Raw genomic sequence first — 18374 nt, forward strand, 5'->3', positions numbered from 1 at the left:
TCTGACCTACTAATGCAAATCAGCTGATGCACAGCGGCTCAATCGGCACTATTTATCAGAGAACGCCTTGCGATAGCTTGCAGGGGAAAATTTGAATGCCAATAAAGTGATGGCAAATACCGTGACAAATACGCCTACCCAAGCCAATGACAAATTCGTAAATTCACGTTTCACCCAGCCTGCCAAAAACGGCATCAGGCTCGCAATCATATAGCCACCGCCTTGCACAAAGGCCGCCAGGTCACCGGCAAATGCCGGCTGCTCCAGATGATCCATCGCCAAAATTAAAGATAACGGAAACAACGCGCCCACGCCCAGGCCGAGTAGCACTATCGCAGCCAATGCCAGACTAACGGGTGACATAATCATGATGGCTAACCCCAATAGTGTGCAGCCCAACGCCACCAACAATAAAGGCCGCCGATCAGGATATTTGCCCACCAAACTGACCACCAGCATCCCGGCAATCACTTCTGTCAGCGTTAGCCCAGCCAGCAGGTCGCCCGCCAACTGGCGGCTCTGTCCCAGCTCAATATAAAACGGCGGCAACCAGGCCAGAATCAGCGTGTAAACGCCCGTGCTTAGGCCAAAAAACACCATGAGTGACCACGCCCTGCGATAGCGCCAAAAATGCATAGGTGCTTGCTGGCTAGCAGGCGCAACTGCAAGCTCACGCCCCGTTGTCGAGGCTTTCCAGCCAATCAAAGCCAGCAAGGCTGGCAATGCCCACACCGCCAGTGTGTATTGCCAGCCGAGTGATTTATTTAACCTGGCCGCACTCGCGGCGGCGATTGCGGCGCCACCCATAATTGCCGTGGCATAAAAACCCATCACTCGCCCAGTAGTTGCGCCAAACTGCCCTTTTATAAACCCAGGCAACAACGCCTGCACCAGCGCAATACCGAGACCAACGACCGCAGCACTTGCCAGCAAACCGATAGACGAGCCCCAATACGCGCGGCTAATACAGGCCAGCATAATCAACACAACGCCGAAGGTAACGCCATTTACTTCACCCAGCGTCTTGCGCAAAAACCGCGCCAATAAGGCAAACACACCCATTAAGAAAACCGGCAGCGTCGTCAACAAACCAGCACCTGTTGCATCCAGTCCGGTTGCATGCTCAATTAAATCCAGCAACGGCCCAAGCGCTGCCATCGCCGGGCGCAAATTAATCGCCACCAACAGAATCGCCACCGTCAGCCACAAGCGTCCTACATTCATCACATACATCTCCACCAGTTAGGTTAATATGAGAGTTATCTTAACTTCAAGATAGTTTCAGAGTATGGTTAGTTTATCTTGAAGTCAAGACAAAATCAGGAGCACACATGACAAGAAAAAACGATGCGGTCGATGACATCATGGACCAATGGCGCCGTGAGCGGCCCGACCTTGACCCAAGTCCGATGGGGCTGATAGGCCGACTGGCACGCTGCGAAATGCTGATCAGGCGCAAGCTAGACCAAACTTTTGAACAGTTTGGCATGAGCAGTTGGGAGTTCGATGTGCTTGCCACACTAAGACGCGCAGGCCACCCCTACTGCCTGGCACCCACTGCGCTGTATTCATCACTCATGGTCACCTCAGGCACAATGACACATCGATTGCAACGCCTGGAAAAAGTGGGCTGGGTAGAGCGAGTTAAAAGCGATGCGGATATGCGCAGTATGCCTGTGCAGTTGACTGAAGCTGGGTTGAACCTGATTAATCAAGCGGTAGAAGCACATATTGCCAATGAGCAAGCTATGCTCGCCTTGCTGCCTGCCGAAGCGCGCAAGCAATTAGACGAAGATTTGGTGACGTTTCTCTCAGTACTCGAGGCGATTGATTGATTAATCATAGGCAATTTATTCTGCAAGGTTGACGCACGCAAAATATGGCATATACTTAATGTATATGCAAAAAGGAGCACCTGACATGTCAAGTTTATCCAAAACCGCCCCTCATAGAGAAGCAAAGCTGTTTCGCAACAACCGCAGCCAGGCCGTGCGCATTCCTGTTGAGTTTGAGCTACCGGGTGATCGCGTATTAATTCACCGTGAAGGCAACAAGCTGATTATTGAGCCAGTGCCACGCCCCAGTAACCTCGTCGAACTACTCGCGCAATGGCGTCAAGAGCCTCCCCTTGCACCAGAAGATCAGTTCCCGGATATTGAAGATATGCCCGCCAAACCGGAGGACATATTTTGAGTGGCTACTTGCTCGACACAAACATCATCAGCGACCTGATTCGCAACCCGTCTGGGAATGCGGCACGCCATATTGAGAAAGTCGAAGCCAAGGATATCTTTACCAGCATTATCGTTGCCGCCGAGCTGCGTTATGGCTGCGCAAAAAAGGGATCACCCAAACTTTCTGAAAAGGTGGAAAATCTACTCTCCACCATTCCGGTACTACCACTAGAAACGCCAGTGGATACCGAGTATGGACGCATCCGCGCAGAACTTGAAGCAACAGGCCAAACCATCGGCATGAACGATTTACTGATTGCTGCACAAGCTTATACTCTAGGAGTTACGCTGGTAACGGATAACTTGCGAGAATTTAGCCGTATTCGCGGCCTCAAGGTTGAAAACTGGCTGGAGAGATAGCTGATGAAGGTTTTAATTTTACTCTGACCCCAATTATTATTTCCAAATATCCCAAGTCGGAATAACCCATGCAAATAGTACCTGCATCAATACTCCTTCAAATCTCGAAAGACTTTGTTGATCATAGATCCAGACGAGAGCAAAGCTGGTATTGGTACTCTGAAGGTGATCACGGAGGAGCAACCCCGTTTGCCATACAAAATTTGTATCGTGGGCAAAATAAGCGCTACTTGCCGATGTTACCTTCTATCTCAAGAGGAATGTCATCCGAGAATACAGGCGAATTATGGAAATATGCTATTTCTGATCAAGCTAAAATTGTACTTAGACTTGCTCAATCCTGGTGGTTCTCCCAAGAGCTTGATCATCACCCAATTACATCTCATGCAGCTAATCAAAAACTAGAACTTGATCGAATTGCACTTGCACAACACTACGGCATCCCAACTGGATATCTCGATCTTACGGATGATTTCAATGTTAGCGCTTTCTTCGCTACTTGCTACGAAACTAAAAACGGGTGGCAACCAATCACTTCAGGAACGGGAATCATCTATCGAGTAAACCCCTTAGATATTAGTATGTATTTTCCACTAGGTCCGCAGGCTTTGCCAAGACCGACAGAACAGTGTGCTTGGGTTACTGAGCTTCCGTTATGTCATGCTTTTGATGGCTGGCCCGATGTCACGATGATGCAGTTTCATCACGACAAACATATCGGTGAATACTTCCTTGAGATGTTTTCTGGAGGTGAAAAGTTGTTTCCACCTGACCCACTAGCAGACGTTGCTTCGGAAATCCTTGCTTGCCGCGAGATCCCTGCTGATCTTATTGAAAATGCATTGGAGTCGTTTACCCAAGATCCTCATGGAGTTAAGATAAGCCACTTAAAAGCAATACGTAAAGAACTGACTAAGATCACAACTCTAAATAGCTACAGAAGACTACTGACGGATGAGAAGGTATCTTTACTTCTTACAGATATTGAATGGCGCAAAAAAATGTTGCAAGACGTTAAAGCCAGAGCTAGTGCTATTCGCCGCATAGCAATTCCAATAGATGGCGATACCAACCACTAAATCATCTTGTATGTTCCTTAGGCAAGAAAGAGTCTAAAACTCCAGCACTTAGCTTTATCATGCTGTGGCCAAACCAAAACTCGAATAGCCTCAAGCAATTGAGGATTTTTATTGTTACGACCCTTGTGATTCAACCCCGCACCGCCATATAAGTAGAAACACTTAAATGCGCTTTTAGCCATTCGGGTTAGAATACTTTCACCTTTTCAGTTATAAATAGAGAAGCGACGGGGTCAGGTCTTGCATTGCGACATTTTTAAAGAGTTGGCAGAGTTGGGCCAGAGTAAAATTAAGTTTCAAAAGTAAAATTGGTAAGCTCAATCCATCATCCAAAAGCCTCAAAAAATTTTGAGGCTTTTTTATTCCTAAAGATTCTTGTGATTTTCACCCCAGCCACCATATAAATGAAAACAACTAAAGGCAGTTTTCCGCTTTACGGTTAGAATAATCCTCACATTTTAAAACTCAGGCATTATGGACAAACGCATCCCAGTCACCCTGCTCACGGGCTTTTTAGGCAGCGGTAAAACCACCCTGCTCAACAAGCTTCTGCATAACCCTGCGATGAAAGACACCGCCGTGATCATAAATGAGCTCGGTGAAGCAGGCTTGGACCAGATTTTTGCCAATAGCCAAATTTCGCAAACGATTGAGAGTGAGCATATTGCCGATAACACGGTGTTGTTGAGTTCTGGGTGTTTGTGCTGCTCGCTCAAAAACGAGCTGGCTGACACCATGCGCGATTTGTTCTTCAAACGCAGTTTGCAGGCGGTGCCGGAATTTAACCGCCTGGTGATTGAAACCACGGGCATGGCGGACCCTGGCCCGATTTTGGCTAACCTGATGAATGAGCCGGTGATTGAATCGGTGTATCGCCTGGACGCGGTGGTGGTGACGATAGATGCAGCGTATGGTTTGCAGCAAATTGCCGAGCAAAAAGAAGCCTTAAAACAAGCTGCTGTGGCGGATGTGTTGCTGATTACCAAGCGCGACACGGCAACCCCTGAGCAGATTGAGGCTTTGCAGTCGAAGCTGAGTGAGATCAACCCGAATGCGACGCAGCAGTTTGTGTTGCATGGCGAGATAGACCCGATGCAGATTATTGATGTAGGCTTGTTTGATTTTGCGAACAAGCAGGCCAACCCGCAGCGCTGGTTGCGTGCGCCCGCGAGTGGGTTTAGCGCAGCTAAAAAAGGCACGCTGCCTAAAGCGCCTGCGCATGATGATGTGAATACGTTTACGGTGTATTTGCCTAAACCAATGGCGTGGGCTGACTTTAAAGGCGTGATCCTCAAGTTGTGCCAAACACATGGGGAAAAGCTGCTGCGTTTAAAGGGCATTTTGCATGTGGAAGATGCGCCTGCGCCGCTAGCGATACATGCAGTGCACTTTACGCCCTACCCGCCGACCTTACTTGAAGGTTGGGATGAAGAAGAGCCGATTAGCCGTATTGTGATTATCGGCAAGGGGATTGATGAGGAAGCTGTGCGCACAATGCTGACGCAATTTTAAGAAAACGTTTTACTGGAGTTGAAATGACGAATTGGTTGGAAAAAATTTTAGAAGGCCTAATTTTTAAAAGCCGTTGGCTGATGGCGCCGATGTATCTCGGTCTGGTCGGCGGGTTGGTGATTTTGCTGGTGAAGTTTGGCCAGGAGTTTATTCATATTGCTGCACACCTGGCGAGTTTTTCTGAGCAGGAAACCGTGCTCTCATTACTGGCGCTGGTCGATATCACGCTGGTGGGTAACTTGCTGATTATGGTGATTTTTAGCGGTTATGAAAACTTTGTCTCACGCATCGACACTGCCGACAGCGAAGACCGCCCAGAGTGGATGGGTAAAGTCGATTACTCTGGCTTGAAACTCAAATTGATCGGTTCAATTGTGGCGATTTCTGCCATTGACCTGCTCAAAGCGTTTGTGCACCAAAGCTCAGGCACCGCCAGTTTTAGCACCGAGCAAATGGCCTGGCTGGTCGGCATCCACCTGACGTTTATCATCACCGGCGTGCTGTTTGCATGGATGGACAAAATTGCCGGGCATGGCAGCAGCGACCACTAGCAGATTCAAGTTGTGACAAAAACCCGCCTGGTGCGGTTTTTTTGTTGTCGTCAGCAGAGATTAAATCTTGCAAAGAGCCTGCTTCGCGCGGAACCTGTTAGCTATCGCGATAATCATATCAGCTACGTACTTGGGATGAGATAATGGGGTGATTTAATATGAAAATACCAGTATTTACTTTTATGATTTTTTTGCTGCCTTCGCTGTATCAACAATCACATGCCGATGAACACGCTGCGATGCCGGATTGCCACAACATGCCAGCGAATTACAGCATCAGTTATCTGGATGAAAATACGGATGGTGTGATTTCATTGCTGGAGTATTTGCAAGGCGACACGACGCACCAGAAAAAAACCTTTGAGCATATGGATGCTAATCAGGACGGTGTGCTGGACACGGCAGAACAAAAGGAAATTGAGCAGGTGTATAAATTGCTACATGAACAGCCTGCGACCCGCAGCCACAAAACTTAAAACAACCAAAAAGCCCCATCACTGGGGCTTTTTTTAGTCGCAGCCACCACGCAAAGGTGGCTGCAATAGACTGATTAAAGCTGTACGCGGCTACCTAACTCGATCACGCTATTGGCCGGGATATTAAAGTACTCCACGGCGCTGCTGGCATTGCGTGACATGACTGAAAACAGTTGATCACGCCAGCGCGGCATGGCGCCCCCCACATCCGGCACAATAATATCGCGGCTTAAAAAGTAGGAGTTGGTAAACGGATCCAGCGTTTCGCCATCCAGATTGAGTTGCAGCAAGGCTTGCGGCACATCGGCATGCTGCAAGAAGCCGTAGCGCAATTGCACTTGCCAGAAGCCATCGGCCAGACGCTTGGCGGTCACGCGCTCGGCGGTATTCATAAACGGCACGTCTTCAAATGATACATTCACTAACAGATTGCGCTGATGCAGCACCTGGTTGTGCTTGAGGTTATGCATCAAAGCCTGCGGCACGGTGTCGAGGTTAGACACCATATACACCGCCGTTCTGGGCACGTGTGGTAATGAACTGCTGGCTAGCGTGGCGATTAACGGTTCCAGCTTGGGGTCGTTGTCGGCAATGCTATTCAATAGCGTGTAACGGCCTTTTTTCCAGGTGGTCATCAGCACAATCAGCAGGACACTGAGGGCGATGGGAAACCAGCCACCCTGCAAAAATTTCATCGAGGCGGAACTGAGCAAAATTGTATCGACCACGCCTAATGCCCCGGTGAGTAGCCAGGCCAACCAGGCCGGGAACTGCCAGCGATGACGCATGACGACAAACAACAAAATGGTGGTAATGAGCATGGTGCCGGTGACGGCAATACCATACGCTGAGGCCAGCGCTGACGAACTTTGGAACGCCAGACAGACGATAATCACGGCTAGCAACAGCGCCCAATTCACCGCCGGGATATAAATCTGGCCGGACTCACTGGCGGAGGTATGGATGATGCGCATGCGTGGCAAAAAGCCTAATTGAATCGCCTGCCGCGTCATGGAAAATGCGCCGGAAATCACCGCTTGCGAGGCAATAATGGTCGCCAGTGTAGCCAAAATCACAGCCGGGATTAATAATGGTTGCGGAAAAGACAAATAAAACGGATTGCTGACCGCCTCAGGGTGTTGCAGCAACAAGGCGCCCTGCCCCAGGTAGTTTAAAGTCAGGCAGGGAAACACCAGTCCCAGCCAGGCCATTTGTATCGCCGGACGGCCAAAATGGCCCATGTCTGCATACAATGCCTCGGCGCCGGTCACCGCCAGTAAAATTGCGCCAATGGCGATAAACACTGCAGCGCCGCGCGCTTGCAAGAACTGCCAGGCATATTGCGGATGCAGCGCTTGCAACACTTCTGGCGCTTGTGCAATTTGATGCACGCCGATGGTGGCCAGTGCCAAAAACCAGATAATCACAATCGGGCCAAAAAAACGGCCGACGGCATGCGTACCATGGCGCTGAAACCAGAACAGGCCAATGAGGATAGCGATAGTAATCGGCAAGACTTGCGCCGCCAGCGCGGGCGAAGCGACTTGCAAGCCCTCTACCGCAGACAGCACCGAAATCGCGGGCGTGAGCACGCTATCGCCATAAAACAAGGCGGCGCCGAGCACGCCTAAGAGTAGCAACCAACTGGTACGCTTGTCTTGTGGGCGCAAACTAGAGACCGCGAGCGCCAGCAGAGCCATGACACCGCCCTCGCCTTTATTATGCGCACGTAGCACCAACAGCACATATTTAAACGTGACCACAAACATCAGCAGCCAGAAAATAGACGAGATCGCGCCAAGGATATTGGCCTGATTGAGCGGTACGCCAGTGCTCTCGCTAAAAATCACTTGTATGGTATACAGCGGGCTGGTGCCGATATCACCGTAGACGACGCCGATCGCCCCGAGTGCTAATGCCGCCAAACTGCTTTTTCGTATGGAAAGATTGTCCATCACATCCCCTTGTGGTTGATTGATGGCGGCAGTGTGCGACTAAGGGTATATCAATCGCATAAACAACGATTTAAAGGCTAGGCGAGACGATAACCGATACCGAGTTCGGTGAGTAAGGTTTGCGGGCTGGATGGCTGATCTTCGAGCTTGGCGCGCAAGCGGCCAATATGGATGCGCAAGTAATGTGTATCGTCGATATAGTCTGGCCCCCACACCTGCGCCAACAACTGGCTATGGGTAAAAATGGTGCCGGGCTTGCTGGCCAGCAACATTAGCAAGGCATGCTCAATCGGGCTCAGATGCAAGATTGCGCCCTGCTTGCTGACCATGCCCGTAGCGCGGTTAATCACCAGTGACTGATGTTGATAAACGTGGTCACGCATCTGCATGATGGCGGTGCGGCGCAAAGCGACTTGTATCCTGGCCAACAGCTCTTGCAAGCCAAACGGTTTCATTAAGTAATCGTCAGCGCCGAGGTTCAGGCAATGCACTTTATCCAGCTCGTCCTGACGCGCAGAAAGCACTAAAATAGGCACATCAGAAAATCCACGTAAATGCGGAATAAACTGCTCACCCTGCCCGTCTGGCAAGCCTAAATCGAGAATCACCATGGCAAAACCATTGGCCTCGCGCGCCTGCGCCAGATCACGCGCATGTTGCACGCGGTAGCCGTGCGCCGACAACGCGGGTAATAAAAACTGATATACGCCGGGGTCGTCTTCTACCAATAATAGGGTCACCTGCTGGCTCATGTATCGGCCTTGATTAAGTCTGCCGCATAAACAAACGGCAACAGCAGGCGCACTTCTGTGCGCTGGTCGGCGCTGCTGCCAATCTCTATTTGCCCGCCATGCAGTTGCATCACTGTCTGCACAATGGATAACCCTAGCCCAAAGCCACGCACACCCGCGGCGGCAGGCTTGCCTGACTCAAATGCGGAGATAGCAAACCCCGGCGGGAAGCCCGGGCCGTGATTGCGCACAGACAACCCTAATGACGATGCCTCCAGCGACAGCGCAAGTTCAATCGTGCTGCCTTGCTCGCGCCACTGCAAGGCGTTATCAATCAGATTGGCCAGCGCATGTGCCACCAGCACGGCGTCGGCTTTAAACAGGACTTCTTGCGCACCAAGTTCAGGCAACGTCATCTGTAACCGTACCGCAGGCGTACGCTGCAAATACCGTTGCGCCACATGCTGCATAATTTCTTGCGGCGACGCCCAATCCAGATGCAAGCTACTGCTGCCCGCCTCCAGCTTGACCAGAGTCAGGATATTTTCTGTGGCCTGGGTCAAGTAGCTCGCCTCGGCCTGTATGCTTTGTAACAGTTGCGTAGCCTGTGCAGGCGCCAGCGCAATGTCGCCGTCGGCCAGCACATTGGCGGCGCCAAGAATCGCGGTTAGCGGCGTGCGCATATCGTGCGACAACGCGGTGAGTAGGGTCTTTTTAAAATCGGCCTCACTGGCATCACGCGCGGCTTGCGCCAACGCGATTTGCTGACGCAATTTAATCGTCGCCTGCGCACATTGATGCGTGAGCAAGCGTAAAAAGTGCAGATCTGCGCTGGCGTGACCAACGACTACCAGGACTTCGCTTTGCCCAGCGCCAAACGGTAGCAGGCAAGCGCCTAGTTCTGGCCAGTCTGCGGTGCCCGCGCCTATCGCACGTTGATAGTCTTGCGCCCATTGCACGCTGGAGGCTTGCAGCGAGGCCACTGGCGTCCCTGCAAGCCATGTCAGTCCACCAGAATCAGGCAGTTGCACTACGCCAACTTGCCAACCAAATACCGTGTGTACATGCTGGCAGGCTGCCTCCAGCAAGCCCTCTATGCTGTTTTGTATCGACAGCAACTCGGCCAAAGATTGAAAAAAAGATGATTGTAAGGCCGCCTGTTGTGCTTGTTGGCGCTGCTGCTTGAGTTGCTGCATCGCCTGGTTGACGGTGATGGCGAGGATGGCGAATACAATCAACACCACCCACGACTGCAGGCTGGCAATGCCAAAGGTATAACGGGGTTCAATAAAACAGAAATTGATCAGCAGAACAGCGATGACAGCAGTGAACAAGGCATCAGCAAAGCGCAGGAAATAGGCGGCCCACAACACACATAGCATATACAGCAAGGTGATCACGGTGACCCCCAGTGCCGCGAAATAATATAAGCCGAGGCTGGTCACCAACGCCAGGCCGACCACTAATACCAGACCAACTTGCCAGTACGGCGAGGTTGATAAAGCGCGGTGATCAAAGTTGCCTGTCATCACGTATCGCTAAGACTAACGCCCGTATACATCCAGGTTTTTATAATTGGGCCCAAAAAACTCTTTCATCATAAAGTCTTCCAGGAAGGCATTGTCTGCTGGCCGCGCTGACAGTGAAATGGTGCGACCGAGACGATTAGAGATCCAGTCAAAATCACCGTTGTAATGCTCACGGATAATCGCAATCATCCGGCGCATCATCACCAGGCGGATATCCTCGCCATTGCGCGCCTCGACTTCGTAATACTGCGTATTGGCCGAGGTATAGTCATTGACCCAGCCTTTAAAGCTAAAGGTCGCGTTATAGGGGTCCATGCGACGAATCTGGAACAACCCATTGGTACCAAACTTGAGGTTGTTCATGATGTTTTTGGTACGGCGCTCGTCTTCTGAGGGGCCACGCTCAGCGGCAGCCGCAGCATCATTAATCTGCTTGGCCGCCATTTCATCAGAGTTGCGATCTGACTGCTTACGCTTAATAAAATTAGAAAAATCTTCCACTGGCGGTGGCGGCACAGGCGGCGTCGGCTCGGGGCGATTTTGCGGCTTAGGCTCAGGCATTTTGAACGGACTATCAGGCCGTTGTGACTGAATCACTTTTTTGGGTAAGGTCGGCTCAGCCTTTGGTTTTAGCTTGGGTTTTGGTTGCGGCACCGGCGGTGGTGGTGGCGTTTCTGGGGGGGGCGACACTTGCGGTGTTTTAGGCACAGGCAAGCCTAAGTCCAGCACAATATTTAATGGCTCTTGCGCTGGTTCTTCAAGTGGCTTGAGCAAGTCGAGTAAAAATCCCCAGAACAGAATCGCATGAAACACCAGCGACAGCAAAATCGCCCACGCCAGGCGTGCTGGAATACGCAACACACGGTCAGGTTGCTTAGGTTTTAGCCAGTTTGGCGTACTAAAGGGTTCAAAAGGAGAAGGCTGCATGAACAGAATTATTCACAAATGAGCAGAGGCAGTATCACGATTGTATTTCTAACCAGATTTTTTCAAGACGCTTGATTGAGACAGGATAAGGGGTTCTTAATTCCTGCGCAAATAATGATACACGCAACTCTTGTAACTGCCACGCAAAGTCTTGTAACGGGTTGGTTACAGGCAAGTGTGCTTTGCGTAATTGATCCATTTTTTGCTGCCAGCGTTGCTCCAGTTGCGCCAGCGCCTGGGCGTGGCGGCCATCACGTTCTATGCTGGTTGGATATTTATCAATGCGCATTTTAATCGCCTTGAGGTAGCGCGGCAGATGCGGCAATTGTTCCCATGGTGTTTGGCTAAAAAAGCCGTGGTAAAGCATGCCTTGCAACTGCTGCTCACATTCGCGTTTGATTTTTTGCGTCACCGGCGTCATTTTTTGCAACGCGGCCAGCAGTATTTGATACTCATTAGCGATCAGTTGCGCCTGCCGCGTCAACGCCTCGGTCACTGCAGGCAAGCGTGTGCGGGCACGCGCTTTCAGCTGCATAAACGCGGCATTGGTGCGCGGCAACTCATCCTCGGCAATAAAGGCACGGTCGGCAATCGCTTGCAGCATATCTTCTCGCAATTGGTCAGGGTTCATGATGGCTCGCAACAGCAAAGCGTACTGGTTAAAGCCCGGCAAGCCTTTTTCTAACTGCTTGATTTGCTCTTTAAGCTCAAAGCGCATTAAGCGGCACACGCCTTTGCGATGCGAGGCCGCTGCCTCTTCTACCGTATCAAACAGCTTCACTGCCACGCTATCTATCGAGTCCTCCAGCCCGGGGTAACCGGTGAGCTGGCGGCGATCTTTGCTAAAGGTCAGGGTTTGCGGCAAGTCACCAAAATCCCATTGCTTGAGGCCAGACTTTTCAATGCCGGGCGAGCCGGTTCTAAATGTGAGCTGTGCCGCAGAGCCCAATTGTTTTTTAAGCAGATGCCAATCGCGGCCCATGCCCAACTCGCGGCCTTTTTCATCCACCACGCTAAAATTCATCAAGTGATGCGGATCCAGGCCCGCCAGGTCGAATTCTTCTGGCTTTAATTTCAAGCCGGTTTTGTGCTGAATAAACTCAGCCAAGGCCTGCAACAATGACTGCTGCGCATTTTTCTCTTCGAGAAAGCCAGTCACAAACTCCGGCACCGGCACACACACGCGGCGCAGCGTTTTAGGCAAGGCTTTAATCAGCGCGGTGACTTTGTCGCGCACCATGCCAGGCACCAGCCACTCCGTCACCGTCGCATCCAGTTGATTGAGCAATGCCAGCGGAATGGTCGCCGTCACGCCATCCAGCACATGGCCGGGTTCAAAGCGGTATTTGAGCGGGACGGTTTCGCCGTCTATGGTCATTTGCTCAGGAAACTGTACCTCGGTAATGGCACTGGCACCGTGACGCATCAGCGACTCGCGCGTCAGATATAACACCTTGGGGTTACTCTTTTCCGCATCCTGCCGCCACTTTTCAAAGGCAGCGCCGTTATAAATGCGATAAGGCGTTTGTTGACCAGGCTCAGCAATGGGCGGCACCACTTTGTCGTAAAACACAAATAACTGGTATTCATCCACCAGCACGTCCTGGCGGCGCGCCTTATGTTCCAATGCCTCAACGTCGGCGATTAAGCGGCGATTAGCTTCAAAAAATGGTGCACGCGTATCGAACTCCATGTTAGCAAGTGCTTCACGGATAAAAATCTCACGTGATTCGGTCGGGTTAATCGGCCCGTAATGCACCCGGCGCTTAGGCACAATGGTCAGGCCATACAAACTCACACGCTCCCAAGCTACCACCTGCGCGGTTTTTCTATCCCAACGCGGGTCGGTATAGTCACTCTGCGTGAGGTCACGGCTGCCACCCTCATTGGCAATCGGCTCTATCCAGTCCGGGTCAATTTTTGCGACTACTCGGGCATACAACTTGGTCGTATCCACCAGCTCGGCCGCCATCACCCACTTGGGGCGGTTTTTCTTCAGTGCAGAGCCCGGCGCGATGGTAAAACGAATGCCGCGCGCGCCAGCATAGGTTTCGCTGTCGCCGTCTTTAAAACCAATATTACCCAGCAAGCCAGACAACAACGCGCGGTGCACCTGCTCGTAGCTGGCCTCTTTATCGCTGCGCTTAAAGTCCATCTCCTCGACCATATCGAGCAACTGCGCATGCAACTCGCGCCACTCTTTCAGGCGCAAGAAAGACAAAAAGTTTTGATGGCATTGGTTCAGCAAGTCACGGTTAGACTTTTTGGTTTTAAGGGTCTGCTCGTACCACTCCCACAGCTTGAGATAACTCATAAAGTCGGAGTCATCGGCCTTAAACTTGGCATGCGCGCTGTCCGCCGCTTCGCGTTTATCCATGGGCCGTTCGCGTGGGTCCTGCATGCTCAACACGCTGGCAATAATGAGAATTTCACGCAAACAGCCTTCTTTTTTTGCCGCAATAATCATGCGCGCCACACGTGGGTCCAGCGGCAAACGTGCCATCTGCCGCCCCAGCTCGGTGATCTCGCGTCGCTCGGTCACTGCGCCCAACTCTTGCAGCAACTGATAGCCATCGCTAATCAGGCGTGACGACGGCGCCTCAATAAACGGGAACTCGGTCACATCGCCCAGGCGCAAATCGGCCATGCGCAAAATCACGCTGGCCAGTGAGCTACGCAAAATTTCAGGGTCGGTAAACGCCGGACGCTGGTTAAAATCTTCTTCAGAGTACAAGCGCACGCAAATGCCGTTAGACACCCGGCCACAACGCCCTGCTCGCTGCTTGGCGGCTGCTTGTGAGATTTTTTCAATCTGCAACTGTTCCACCTTGGCGCGTGGGCTGTAACGATTCACGCGCGCCAGGCCAGCATCAATCACATATTTAATGCCAGGCACCGTCAATGACGTCTCGGCCACGTTGGTCGCCAGCACAATACGGCGCTGGCCGCTGGGGCGGAAAATCTTTTGCTGGTCTTCTATGCTCAGCCGTGCAAACAGCGGCAAAATCTCAATCGAGTTCAACTTAGGCGAGCGGCCCTGGTATTTACGCAAATGATCAGCCGTGTCGCGGATTTCACGCTCACCCGGCAAAAACACCAGAATATCGCCATCGCCCAACCGCAACAAATCTTCTGCGGTATCGAGGATGGCATCTTCCATCACTTCTTCTTCGTCATCCTCTTCCAGCCAGCGCGTTTCAGTGCGCGGCGGCTTGCGCTTAATGCCCATCAGGTCCTGCGCCAAACGGTCGATGTCGTCCAAGCCATCATCAATCGGCACCTCCACCGCCACCATGGTGGTTTTGTTGCCCAGCGGCCGGTAACGGATTTCAACAGGATATGTACGGCCACTGACCTCAATCACCGGCGCGCCATTGAAATGGTGAGAGAATCGATCCGCGTCAATCGTCGCCGAGGTGACGATGATCTTCAAATCCGGCCGCTTGGGCAGCAACTGCTTGAGATAGCCTAACAGGAAATCAATATTCAGGCTGCGCTCGTGCGCCTCATCGATAATAATGGTGTCATAGCCATTGAGAAACTTGTCGCTCTGCGTCTCCGCCAGCAAAATGCCGTCCGTCATCAGCTTGACGTAACTACTCTCGGACAACTTATCGTTAAAGCGCACCTTGTAGCCCACCGCTTCACCCAGCGGACTTTTAAGCTCCTGCGCAATACGAGAAGCCACCGAGCGCGCCGCAATCCGGCGCGGCTGGGTATGGCCAATCAAGCCACCGACACCGCGACCAAGCTCCAGGCAAATTTTAGGCAATTGCGTGGTTTTACCCGAGCCGGTTTCACCACACACAATCACCACCTGATGCTTGGCAATCGCCGCCGCAATCTCATCTTTTTTGCCACTCACTGGCAACTCTGGCGGATATTCAGGCTTAGGTAATGCCACCAGCCGGGCTTGCAAACGCTGCTGCGAAGCCTGCACTTTATGCGCAACCTCCAGCAGAGATTTATCGGCAGGTTTATTCTGTTTTAACGCCTCTTTAAGCTGTTGCAAGCGACGCTTAAGCGGAAAGCGGTCAGCCAGCATACACTGGGAAAGTTGTTTTTCAAGTTGGCTGATGAGTTGGATTGGCGAGACGGCGGTCATAGGGTGGAGATTTTAACATGGCATACCAACAGGGATGCAGCATGGTAGCTTACGAGTGGCTGAATTTTCTCTGTTTCATGCATTGTTTTTCGCCTCTCGGCGAGTCACTTTCTGGTGCTTGTCCCCCAGAAAGTAACCAAAGAGGACGACACCCAGCCATCACGGCCTAAAGGCTCCCTTGCGTTGCTCAACAAAGTGGGCGTCCATCGAAACTCGCCCTGACAAGCCACACAAAACGTGGCTTGTTGCGGAGCTCAAACAGCCGATGGCCGACTACCCCCACTTCGTCTCCGCTACTCAGCGTGATGAATGGGATTCTTCTCATTTAAGTAGCTGAACCACAGTTTGGATGGTTTAAAAACCAGATTCTTTTTCTTCAATTGGCTTTCGGTGGCAGTCGCATGGTGTTCGGGGTCCCCATCTGCCGCGCCGAGCAACGCAGGATTAGCGGGAGTATTCGGTCATCGGCTGTTCGAGTTCCGCGGTGGCTTGCGTTTTGTGCAAGACACTAGGGCGAGTTTCGATGACCGCCCGTCAAGCCGAGTAGCACAGGGAATAAGCGGAAGCTGGGGTGCATTTCTTTTGGTTACTTATTCTTTGGGCAAGCAAAGAAAAGTAACTCGCCCAAAAGGCGAAAAGAAACCGATCAATCCAAAATAACCATTAGCCAAGACAACAACTCTGCCTGGACTCCAGGCATACGTCTAAATAGCGTGTCAATATCTAACTAGAAAATGAAAGAATCACTTTCTAACACACTCCTCCACCCCAGTATTCCCGCCCTTAAACCCTGGTTCAAAATAAAACTTCCTGAAGCTTAATTGCCCTTTGACATTTTTCTTGAACTCAGCAATGCCAGTGCCATAATCATGCGTTTTGCCGCCATATTCGCCATTCTCCGCTGGCAAGGCAAAGTGCATGGCCGCATGCATGCCATGCGCCGCGGCGTGACCTTTGTAGATGCCGTAGTCAGGCACTTCGAGCTGGAAGTCGTAACTGGCATCGGCGCCTTTGCTATGCTCTGGGCGCAGTTTCATGGTGACGGTGCCGGTATATTTGCCTTCGTTCACATCGTCGCCGGTGCAGGCGTAGACACCGCTTAAATCCAGCGCGTAGGCGTTGGCTGCTATCCAGCAACTTAAGAGTCCTGCGAACCACTTCATATGTTTTCCTTTATCTATTCAGACGGGCGGATGCGCAAAAAACTGGCAAATTTTGGTTTGCCCGTGTTGGTGACATCACGATAAGTATAAGTGACTTGGCAGCCGATTGGCGGTGGATGCGCGCGCTCGGCGTCACTGAATCCGGTGCCCAATTTAAACTGGATGCCAGTCGGCGTTTCTACTAATAACGCGCCCATTTTACCTTGGTATTTGCCTTTGCCAGGCACATGGGCGATCACTTTGGCTTCTGCATCGAGTTGTGGTTTGAGTTTGAGCAAGACCTGGCTGCGGCCCGTCAGGTATGGTGCATCGGCGCGATGCAGCATTAGACCTTCGCCACGCTTGGCCACAATTTGCGCCAGAGTGCGTTTAAGTGCTTGCCTGTCTTTGACCCTGAATTGTGGCAAGCTTTTGAGATAAGGGCTGCGCGCTTGTTTGACGATCTGGATAATCTGCTGCGCACGCTGTGAGAAATCACCTTTGGCATCTGGTAACTCAAACACATAATAGGCGACTTGTCGCCAGGCAGCATCATTGGGCCGTGTTTGCCTGACGGTGGATAACAGTGTTTCAAATTGGCCGCGACCTAGCCATAGCTCGCCATCCAAGGGTGTTGCTGGAAACGCTTGCGTAAACCAGGCCGGGGCATGAATAGGATGGCCTTGGCGGCTGGTGAGTTGCTGTCCATCCCAGAGGGCACGCATGCCATCCAGCTTTTCGCTGACCAGATAATCCTGCACCTGAATATCGTCATGATAAATCTGCGCCAGCAAAATGGCTGGGGCTTGGGCGTAACTGTGTGCAACCAGCAAGGACAGGAAAACAAACAGGTAGAACTTTGCTCGCGCTAGCATGACGCCTCCAATTGTTAAAATAAATTAACAATTTAAAATTACAGAATGCTAGTGATAAAAGCAACGATTATTGTCGGAGAGACAGTGGCTAGAGCAGTTGGCACCACAATTTGTCGTGATGCATGACGTCCATCCACAAGGCGACCACACTGAGCGCAATCAGCAATACGCCGCTCAGGCGCATGCCGGTTGATTCTTTAAACCAGCCCGGCATGGCTTGCTGGCTGCTACGCCAGAGGATGGGCGCCAGCGCCAGCACGGTGGCGGACCCACAGGCGAATGCCATCATGACCAATGCGCCTTGTAACCACTGCGATTGCAGTGAGGCCAACATGACGGCGGAGTAGAGTAAGCCGCATGGCAACAAGGCCCAGATCATGCCGGTGAATAGAAAGCCAAGTTTGGCATGCTGGGTGCGCTGTTTGATCCAGACCCACACTTGTTGCGCCCTCTGTACGGCCCATTGTGGCTGTTGCCCGGTGACCAGCAATAACACGCCCCAGGCAAAAATCAGGGTGTGTGAGAACGTCCACAAAGGCTGGAACACATGGCTCTGGTTGGATAACCAGGCCAGGCCACGCAAGGTTTCTGCTGCAATCGCGCCCAAAATGCCGTAACCCAGCATTCGCCCCAGGTAAAAGCTCCAGGGAATGGTCTTGATGACGCGTAACGGAATCGAACGGAACTGGCTGGTGGTGGTGACTGAAGACTGCATGGCGCCGCAAGCCGCACCACACATGGCTATGCAATGCGGGCCGCCTGCCAGCCCCATGACAAAGGCGGTCAGGAGTAAGCTGGCTAACATGCCGAGAGTTTAAAGGATTTTGGAAAACCTTGCACGATTGGCATCGTGCTGCAAATAGCGGTCAAACACCATGGCGATGGCACGCACAAAATA

Annotated in this window: 16 protein-coding genes; 7 read left to right on the forward strand and 9 right to left on the reverse strand. The window is 51.7% G+C overall.

Annotated features, from left to right (window positions below):
* Nucleotides 1-48: 48 nt before the first annotated feature.
* On the reverse strand, nt 49-1224 hold the full coding sequence (locus E6Q52_RS01750; protein ID WP_292817778.1) for an MFS transporter: 1176 nt from the start codon (nt 1222-1224) through the stop codon (nt 49-51).
* Nucleotides 1225-1331: 107 nt separating this feature from the next.
* Between E6Q52_RS01750 and E6Q52_RS01755 the strand changes: the two genes are divergently transcribed.
* From E6Q52_RS01755 to E6Q52_RS01785, 7 genes are all read left to right on the forward strand, one after another.
* Nucleotides 1332-1835, forward strand: a complete 504-nt coding sequence (locus tag E6Q52_RS01755; protein WP_292817752.1) for a MarR family transcriptional regulator — start codon at nt 1332-1334, stop codon at nt 1833-1835.
* An 85-nt stretch (nt 1836-1920) separates the two neighbouring features.
* Complete coding sequence (locus E6Q52_RS01760) at nt 1921-2193, forward strand: antitoxin (protein WP_292817754.1); 273 nt, start codon at nt 1921-1923, stop codon at nt 2191-2193.
* Entirely contained in the window at nt 2190-2594 is a 405-nt protein-coding gene (locus E6Q52_RS01765) for a type II toxin-antitoxin system VapC family toxin (protein ID WP_292817756.1), read from the forward strand. Before E6Q52_RS01760 ends, E6Q52_RS01765 begins: the two co-directional genes overlap by 4 nt.
* Nucleotides 2595-2662: 68 nt before the next feature.
* On the forward strand, nt 2663-3673 hold the full coding sequence (locus E6Q52_RS01770) for an FRG domain-containing protein (RefSeq protein WP_292817758.1): 1011 nt from the start codon (nt 2663-2665) through the stop codon (nt 3671-3673).
* Between the two features lie 474 nt (nt 3674-4147).
* Nucleotides 4148-5185 (forward strand): GTP-binding protein, encoded by a 1038-nt coding sequence (locus E6Q52_RS01775; RefSeq protein WP_292817760.1) that lies wholly within the window; start codon nt 4148-4150, stop codon nt 5183-5185.
* A 23-nt stretch (nt 5186-5208) separates the two neighbouring features.
* Complete coding sequence (locus E6Q52_RS01780; protein ID WP_292817762.1) at nt 5209-5736, forward strand: TIGR00645 family protein; 528 nt, start codon at nt 5209-5211, stop codon at nt 5734-5736.
* A gap of 158 nt (nt 5737-5894) precedes the next feature.
* The gene (locus E6Q52_RS01785) at nt 5895-6212 is read left to right on the forward strand and encodes a hypothetical protein (RefSeq protein ID WP_292817764.1); all 318 of its coding nucleotides are present in this window, start codon (nt 5895-5897) and stop codon (nt 6210-6212) included.
* A gap of 74 nt (nt 6213-6286) precedes the next feature.
* On the opposite strand, the gene E6Q52_RS01790 is transcribed toward E6Q52_RS01785, so the two are convergent.
* From E6Q52_RS01790 to E6Q52_RS01825, 8 genes are all read right to left on the reverse strand, one after another.
* Entirely contained in the window at nt 6287-8167 is a 1881-nt protein-coding gene (locus E6Q52_RS01790) for a potassium transporter Kup (protein WP_292817766.1), read from the reverse strand.
* Nucleotides 8168-8244: 77 nt separating this feature from the next.
* Nucleotides 8245-8919, reverse strand: a complete 675-nt coding sequence (locus E6Q52_RS01795; protein WP_292817768.1) for a response regulator transcription factor — start codon at nt 8917-8919, stop codon at nt 8245-8247.
* Complete coding sequence (locus tag E6Q52_RS01800; protein ID WP_292817770.1) at nt 8916-10427, reverse strand: DUF4118 domain-containing protein; 1512 nt, start codon at nt 10425-10427, stop codon at nt 8916-8918. Before E6Q52_RS01800 ends, E6Q52_RS01795 begins: the two co-directional genes overlap by 4 nt.
* Before the next feature lie 15 nt (nt 10428-10442).
* On the reverse strand, nt 10443-11354 hold the full coding sequence (locus tag E6Q52_RS01805; RefSeq protein ID WP_292817771.1) for a hypothetical protein: 912 nt from the start codon (nt 11352-11354) through the stop codon (nt 10443-10445).
* 34 nt (nt 11355-11388) lie between these two features.
* Nucleotides 11389-15399 (reverse strand): ATP-dependent RNA helicase HrpA, encoded by a 4011-nt coding sequence (gene hrpA / locus E6Q52_RS01810; RefSeq protein WP_292817780.1) that lies wholly within the window; start codon nt 15397-15399, stop codon nt 11389-11391.
* Between the two features lie 803 nt (nt 15400-16202).
* Nucleotides 16203-16622 (reverse strand): hypothetical protein, encoded by a 420-nt coding sequence (locus E6Q52_RS01815; protein ID WP_292817773.1) that lies wholly within the window; start codon nt 16620-16622, stop codon nt 16203-16205.
* A 14-nt stretch (nt 16623-16636) separates the two neighbouring features.
* Nucleotides 16637-17476 carry a DNA ligase gene (locus E6Q52_RS01820; RefSeq protein WP_292817775.1) on the reverse strand — a complete coding sequence of 280 codons (840 nt, stop codon included), beginning with the start codon at nt 17474-17476 and terminating at the stop codon, nt 16637-16639.
* 88 nt (nt 17477-17564) lie between these two features.
* Nucleotides 17565-18281 carry a sulfite exporter TauE/SafE family protein gene (locus tag E6Q52_RS01825; protein WP_292817777.1) on the reverse strand — a complete coding sequence of 239 codons (717 nt, stop codon included), beginning with the start codon at nt 18279-18281 and terminating at the stop codon, nt 17565-17567.
* Nucleotides 18282-18374 lie beyond the last annotated feature (93 nt).

The sequence above is a fragment of the Methylophilus sp. genome, from assembly GCF_008015755.1.
Taxonomy (GTDB): domain Bacteria; phylum Pseudomonadota; class Gammaproteobacteria; order Burkholderiales; family Methylophilaceae; genus Methylophilus.